7 protein-coding genes are annotated in these 6,720 nt (G+C 50.4%); all 7 read left to right on the forward strand.

The genetic code is table 11. The features are described from left to right. The coding region (locus F557_RS22855; RefSeq protein ID WP_019003599.1) for a hypothetical protein at positions 1-300 on the forward strand (300 nt) is incomplete at its 5' end. 518 nt (positions 301-818) lie between these two features. After that, complete coding sequence (locus F557_RS22520; protein WP_157617967.1) at positions 819-959, forward strand: hypothetical protein; 141 nt, start codon at positions 819-821, stop codon at positions 957-959. Between the two features lie 182 nt (positions 960-1,141). Further along, on the forward strand, positions 1,142-2,089 hold the full coding sequence (locus F557_RS0118035; protein WP_019003602.1) for a hypothetical protein: 948 nt from the start codon (positions 1,142-1,144) through the stop codon (positions 2,087-2,089). Next, a complete protein-coding gene (locus tag F557_RS0118040; RefSeq protein ID WP_019003603.1) occupies positions 2,086-3,081 on the forward strand; it encodes a hypothetical protein in 996 nt (331 codons plus the stop codon). The genes F557_RS0118035 and F557_RS0118040 overlap by 4 nt, the downstream gene beginning before the upstream one ends. A gap of 486 nt (positions 3,082-3,567) precedes the next feature. Next, a complete protein-coding gene (locus F557_RS22525; protein ID WP_157617968.1) occupies positions 3,568-3,807 on the forward strand; it encodes a hypothetical protein in 240 nt (79 codons plus the stop codon). 12 nt (positions 3,808-3,819) lie between these two features. Further along, the gene (locus F557_RS20780) at positions 3,820-4,815 is read left to right on the forward strand and encodes a cytosine permease (RefSeq protein ID WP_281167361.1); all 996 of its coding nucleotides are present in this window, start codon (positions 3,820-3,822) and stop codon (positions 4,813-4,815) included. A 445-nt stretch (positions 4,816-5,260) separates the two neighbouring features. Then, complete coding sequence (locus F557_RS21630) at positions 5,261-6,232, forward strand: TPM domain-containing protein (RefSeq protein WP_169335234.1); 972 nt, start codon at positions 5,261-5,263, stop codon at positions 6,230-6,232. The last annotated feature ends 488 nt before the right edge of the window (positions 6,233-6,720 follow it).

Here is a 6,720-nt window from a genome sequence, read left to right on the forward strand (position 1 = left end):
GAGGACGGCTCTATTCCTCTGGATAACTCGGCCGCCGAGAGAGCTATTCGTGACTTTGCAGTGCTGAGACATTCAATGCCCAGCGGATTTGGCTCTATTGAGGGAGCTAAGTCTACGGCTGTGTTTTCATCATTTCACGAAACCTGCAAAATCCATGGAGTTGACCTGGAAGATTACCTTGAATTTCTGTTCAGATATATGGGTATTCACAGAGACGAACTGAAAGATGAATCGCTGTCTGATGAAAGAAGAAATACTATTCTTGAGCAGGCAATGCCGTGGAAATTTAAGAAGGCCTAAAGTGCTGACTTTAGACCTAATACCTTTTTTCCTGTGATGTTAAATTCTGATGGGGCGCGAGCGGTCAGCGTTCTTGACCTAAGGGGGCTGATATTTATAACCGTACCGAATTAGGGGAACTGCGCGCCCGGTCTTCTGCCAAATAGTTCCTATCGTTTGTTTTACTTCATTACCAAATGTTGCGAACTCAGCAATATTTGCAGATTATTGTCCCCCTGATCTTCTAAAGTCGGATATCATGAATTGCATTCTTCGATGGAAATGATAATGGGATTTTTTCAGGAGATTGATATGCCGGGACTTCAGATGAAGATTTATCCTGCAGGAAAGGGCAGGAAGGTTTCCCCGGGGTATTGCAGATGATCCTCAAAAAGCAACATTTGAGGATTTAGGCCGGTATTTCGAGTGTGCCTTTGATCTGGATTACTGGTCTCACATTTACCGGTTTGTTTTGGGAAAACAGCTTTATGGCCCGGCTTCCTTCATAGAGAAAAATTCCAGTGACATGAAGTGTGCTATTGGCAGGTTTGCTCTTCCCCAATCCTTTCGACTACGGTGCGGATTTTTCGTTTGTGATTACCATTACGGAAGATGATTATCCGGATGAAATTCTCGCCGCTGACGGCATTCAGGAGCTAAAAGCTGTCGGGAATTTTTAGGGAGATACTTGCTGGGGAGAGGACGGCTAAGACCAGTACGCTGAGCTATAGCTTGCGTAAAAGCCTGGGATTCCGGGAGGAGTCCTGTTTTATTTTGACAGAACGGCTTTTATGACTCCGTTTCTGTCCGGAGTTTTATTTACAATTCCTTCTGTTTTTTTAACTGTGCCGGAGGTTTTTTCATGGCAGCAGGCTTATTCAGGAAACTGTCTCTGATTACTATTGCAACCGGAGCTCTGATTTTATCGGGCTGCGGGGATCCGGTGCTGAATCTTTCGGGCTCGGAACAGGAAAATGCCGTGAAACTCGCAGAATTCCTGAAGCATTACCCGGAGCCGGATCGGGTAATGATTATGGGGTGGCTGGCCGCAGATACGGCCAGCGGACTTGAAATGATTAACGGTAAAAAAGCCTCCGAGGTCCTGAAAATCGTCAATGAGGAGTGGAAAAAGCTTTATGCTGCGGAGGTGGTCGGAGACCGGGAGATCTACCGCTGGGCTGATAGCGAAAAGGTTCCGGTATTCGGGATGAAGGAGCTTCAGGATCTCTGCGACAACGGGATCCTCCCGGTGCAGCAGACTTCCGATTCCGGAGACCGGAATAAAGCCTGGGCCGAAAGGGCAAAACGTGTGTACCGAAACTTCCATGTTGCCTGCCGCCTTTCCGGAACCCGGAAGGATGAGGTGCTTGTTACCCTCGGCAATCAGTCTGAAATGCCGTTCAGCAGAGGTGCTGTCAGGGCGGCGGAGGCTTTTGTGGAATTTTCGGTTCCCGGGGGAATTTCTCCGGGACAGATTACCGAGCTTACTTTCCGCAATGCCGCTTTGGCTCGCAGCATTGCCGGAAACAATGAATGTGTTCCCGTTTACATGGAGTTTCTGGATCAGGAGAACCATAAGAATTTTCATCTTGACTACTACGCTCCGGGAAATGCGGTTACCCCAGGGGAACTGGATGACTATGAGGAATTCCGCAAGGCTGCACTGGAGGAAATAAACGGCAGCTATAACCGGGCGGAGGCCGTTCGGGAACTCTGCGACATGAGCCGGAATGTCAGAGTCCGTACCGGGGATGCTGTGAAGTCCTATATTTCGGCATATCCTGCAGAGCAGGGGGAGAAGTCAAAATGAGTATGTTAGCCCTGAAACGTTTTTCCGGATCTCTGGCAGCTTTCGGATTTGCTGTCCTGACCGGGATTTCACCGGTACATGCCGATAACGACTTTTCCTTCAGGGATGTGAAGGAGCTTGATGATGCCGTACGTCTGGAGTCGGCGATTTATGCCATGACCCCGGCTGCCGGCCTCAGCAAATTTGAGAGCTTTTACATTCTGAGACTGGTAGCCGTCGCGCTGTCCGGAAATCCTGACCTTAAGAAGCACTACTATAAATCCCAGACCTGTGTTTCCGAAGCATTTCATGAGGCCCTCCGGTATACCACTGCCCCGGGGCTGATTCTGTCTTTAAGAAAGGCTCATGATGAAAGAGTTGCCCGGTTTCGGCCAGCCCTGGACAGAAAGATTGCCGCCGCAGAGGCGACCCGCAGAGTTATGGATGACTACCAGAAGCTTTCAGAAGCGATTCAGCGTACCGCGGCTATGACTGCCCGGGAGGTTCCGGAGGATGTGATTCTCAGAAAGTATGTCCAGAGCAAGCTGGACTCCTTCAAGGTATCTCCGGCCGGGAATTCCGGAAAGCCAGGGGACCTGGTTCTGACCTTTGCCAATAATACCGGGAATATCGCAGTTCAGGAGGTGGTTCTGCAGATAAAGCTTATGGTAAAAGGCCGCACCGAACCGCTTCTTAAAATTGACAGGCTCCCGCATGTTTTTTCCCGGGAGCTTATCCCCGGTGATGAAAGAACAGAAACGGTTTCCTGTTCCCCGGAGTGCCGCAAGGCTCTTGGCAATTCCGACGTTTATTCCGAGATTGCCGTTATTGCCATTAATGGTCATCCTGCAGGAGATTTTCGTTATATAAGCCTTTCCGCCGGCTATGAATGGGACTTTAGCAGTGCGGAACAGCATCTTAAGACCTATCGCGAGGAGACATTGCCTGGCATCAGGGCTGCGATGGAGAAAACCGCTAAGGACTATGATGCCTTTATGAAGACCAGAAAATAGTAGACCGGCACCGTCTTCCAGAGAGGTTTTGCTATGGAGCCGTTATTTTGTTACTGATATGTCTGGATTGATAAAGAATGCATGAAGATCGCATGCCGGAAGGATACAAGATATGGTACCGGATGGTGATCATCGCCTGGACAAAGTAATCCTGGCCGTATCAGGAATGAACATAAGCTCTTTGAATATTTTGTTTTGCTTTTTCTGAATGACCTGCCACCGATTACAGTTCCCTGAAGGCTGCTGTCATGTTTGCAGATCTGCTTTCCTGCCGTTCCGTAAAGTCTGGCCCGCCCCGGAGTCTGAAAGTGATCAGGGGCCGGAGAATGCGGATTTATAGCGCTGTAAAAGACGCTGTTTTTCCGCAGGGGGGATTTTTTCACATTTCCCGGGTTTTGAACTGATGCACTCTTTTTTCGAAGGAGAGCCTGGGACGGTGCTTTCGGGAGACTGATTTCCGGAACCGTAATTACAGAAACAGGCCACATGAAAATGAGCATTGACAATACATCTCCCGGTAGCTCTCCGGCAGATCCGGATTATTCTCTGGCACCGGTGCCCGAATCGGCACGCCGGAGCTTTCGCAGCATGTTTTTTGTGATGCTGGGATTCACGTTTTTCTCAGCCAGTATGAGTGTCGGCGCCAAGCTGGGAAACGGACTGGATCTTTCGGGGTTTGTGCTGGCATGTCTGGCCGGCGGAATCATTCTGTCGGTATACTGCTGAATTCTGGCGCATATCGGATCCGGTACCGGTCTTAATATGGATCTTCTGTGCCGCCGGGCTTTGGGAACCAGAGGAGCATATCTGTCTTCCTTTGTTCTGGGGTTTACGCAGATCGGCTGGTTTGGGGTGGTGGTTGCCATGTTCACTATTCCCACGGCGGAACTTCTGGGAATCAATGCATGGTGGCTTACGATTGCTGCCGGGTTGCTGATGACGGCAACAGCGGCCACTGGAATGAAGGCTCTGGAAATCGTCAGTACAGTGTCCGTCCCGCTGATTATGGTACTGGGGGTATATTCCAAGGCTCTGGCAGCGACCGAAGGGGGGCCTTTCTGCTGTATTCAGTCAGTCGGCCGGTCAGATTACGCTGTTTACCGGTATCGGATACGTAATTGGTTCTTTTATTTCCGGGGGGACGGCGACACCGAATTTTACCAGGTTTGCCAGGGGGCGGAAATGCGGCGGTGTGGACGACGGCAATTGCCTTCTTTCTGGGGAATTACGCTGATGTTCTGCTTTGGAGCGGTGGGCGGCGCCTATGTCGGAAAGGACGATATTTTCTACGTGATGATTGCTCAGGGGCTGGCAGTTCCGGCAATTATCGTGCTCGGGGCAAATATCTGGACGACAAACAACAATGCTCTCTATACCGGAGGTCTGGCGCTTTCCAACATTTTCGGGATCCGCATGAAGGTTACTGCCTGGATTGCCGGAACTGCTCTGGCAATCTGGCTGTACTGGAATTTTGTCGGCTGGCTGGCAATTCTGAAATGTGCGCTGCCTCCCGTAGGCATTATTGTCATTCTGGACTATTTCAGAAACCGCGGCAGGTATGCAGCTTCCTATAAGCCTGTACCGGTGAACTGGTACAATGCCGGCGGTATAGTCATCGGGGGCGTATCTGCCAATTTAATCCCCTGGGGAATCGCTGCCGTGAATGCCATGGCAGTGGCAGAGCTGTGCTTTTTTATCGGAGAACTGGCTGAAGGGCGGCGCCGGAATTCCTGAGGGTTTTCCCGGTATTCGTATCCGTGTTCAGGGTGACCAGACCGGGGTATTCCAGCTTTTAGTTATATACCATAAAGCTGTTTAGCGGAAGGTTAAATCCTTATCCCAGTCTGATTTTATAATTCTGTTCGGAAATGATATTATTCCGGCGGCGGAAGGGCACTTTGTCAAGGAGAGGCTCAGGATTTTTCAGGAAGACTTTATTTGTCTGCAGTCCTGGACTTGTGCGCAGGCCTGTCAGACTGGCCGAGGCCGGTAATCAGTTTCCGGAACCTGTTTGGTGTCCCGGGATCTGAAAGCGTGCAGAAATTTTAAGCTGCGGCCGGGTCCGCAATGGTTGTGTGATGTTAAAGAAACTGTCATATTCAGAATATTTCTATGGCAGGAAAGCATTTATGGAGGAAAAACATGACGAACTGTTTTCATGATTATCCGGGAGTATCCGATGTCCGATAATCGCAATCGTAATTCCGGAGAGCAGCCGCTTCCAGACAGAGCTCCTTCTTCCGCACCGGCAGTTTCATCAGGTTCTCCCTGGCGGCGCCGGATTATTATAGCAGCCCTGGTCACGGTTCTGGGGACTGTAGCCTGCATGGCAATGCGGGAGGGCATGACCGAGACGGTCTATCCGGAACCGGGATCCTCAAAGTACTTTTATATTCAGGACTACAGCGGAGTCTGGTCTGAAGATGCTGAGAAATACATATTTAATGAAGCGGTAAGGCTGAATCAGGCCACTACGGCCCAGGTTGTGGTCATGAGCGTTCCCGGAACAGGGTCGGAAACTCTGGAAGGCTACAGTCTCAGGACGGCCAATACGCTGGGAATCGGCTCGAAGGAGAAAAACAACGGTATTCTGATTCTGTTTACTACCGATTTTCCTCATGTTCGCATGGAGGTGGGTATGGGGCTGGAAGGGACCATACCAGATGCCAGGGCCGGACGTATTCTGGATGATTATGCCGTGGATGCCAAAAATAACCGCCGCTGGAACGAGGCAGCTATGAACACCTTCACGGCTGTAGCTGAAGCAGTCTATAAGGACAGCGGAAAGGAGACGCCGGAGTCTCTGCATTTTGTCAGGGATATCCCGGAGGGGCAGCAGGGCAGCACCTTTGGCGATATGAAGCTTCCTGAGGGCCGGGCTGTTACTGCGGATGAGGATTTTCCGACACGGCTTCTTAACGGGTTCTGCGGTTTTCTGGGCCTTATGATGCTGTTTCTCCCTTTTTATCTCGTATACCGCTTTTTCAGAAACCTCTTTGCCGGCGGTGGCAGTTATTCCGGGAGCGATACTGTTTCAGGAAGCAGCTACAGGCACTCCCGGAGATCCGGATACAGCAGCCGGAGCAGTTCCTCAGGAAGCAGTCATCACGGTGGCGGCGGCGGATTCCGTGGCGGTGGTGCCAGCCGCTAATCATCATTCTCAGGAATCTGGTACGGCCGGGGATTTTGTGTGGGCTCTTAGAGCCCTCCTGAAATTTTCCGGCTTTTCCGTTTCTGATCCGGTACTCCGCTCTGTAGTAAGGTTTCAATATCAGTCTTTTCCAGAGAATGAAAAGCTCATCCGTGATGTCCGCTGGTGCAGGAATTTTCAGCGGCGAGAGTTTTTTTGAGAAGCGGGAGATACCGACCTGTATTCCTGCAGTCCTGTTTTGGTATACCTGTGCAGTCCTCCGTATGTAAAAGCAACATTCCCGCAACTCTATTGTCAGATCAGCATAAATAATGTCAGATGATTACGGGCCGTATAATGCAGATCTTGCTTATGCTTATTCGCATGATTCCCGAAAATTCCTTCTGACCTGTCATAAAAGCCCCTCCGAAATACCCGGAAAAAGCTTTCATATGCTATATTGAGGGTGATTTAAGATAACACAGGAACAGAGGCGGTGCCGCAGGCAC

This window comes from Succinimonas amylolytica DSM 2873 (genome assembly GCF_000378405.1).
Classification (GTDB): domain Bacteria; phylum Pseudomonadota; class Gammaproteobacteria; order Enterobacterales; family Succinivibrionaceae; genus Succinimonas; species Succinimonas amylolytica.

Excerpts from the sequence above, each read along its gene's own strand:
- F557_RS21630 (WP_169335234.1), top strand. The coding sequence starts at position 5,261 with ATGTCCGATAATCGCAATCGTAATTCCGGAGAGCAGCCGCTTCCAGAC.
- F557_RS0118035 (WP_019003602.1), top strand. The coding sequence starts at position 1,142 with ATGGCAGCAGGCTTATTCAGGAAACTGTCTCTGATTACTATTGCAACC.
- F557_RS0118040 (WP_019003603.1), top strand. The coding sequence starts at position 2,086 with ATGAGTATGTTAGCCCTGAAACGTTTTTCCGGATCTCTGGCAGCTTTC.
- F557_RS22525 (WP_157617968.1), top strand. The coding sequence starts at position 3,568 with ATGAAAATGAGCATTGACAATACATCTCCCGGTAGCTCTCCGGCAGAT.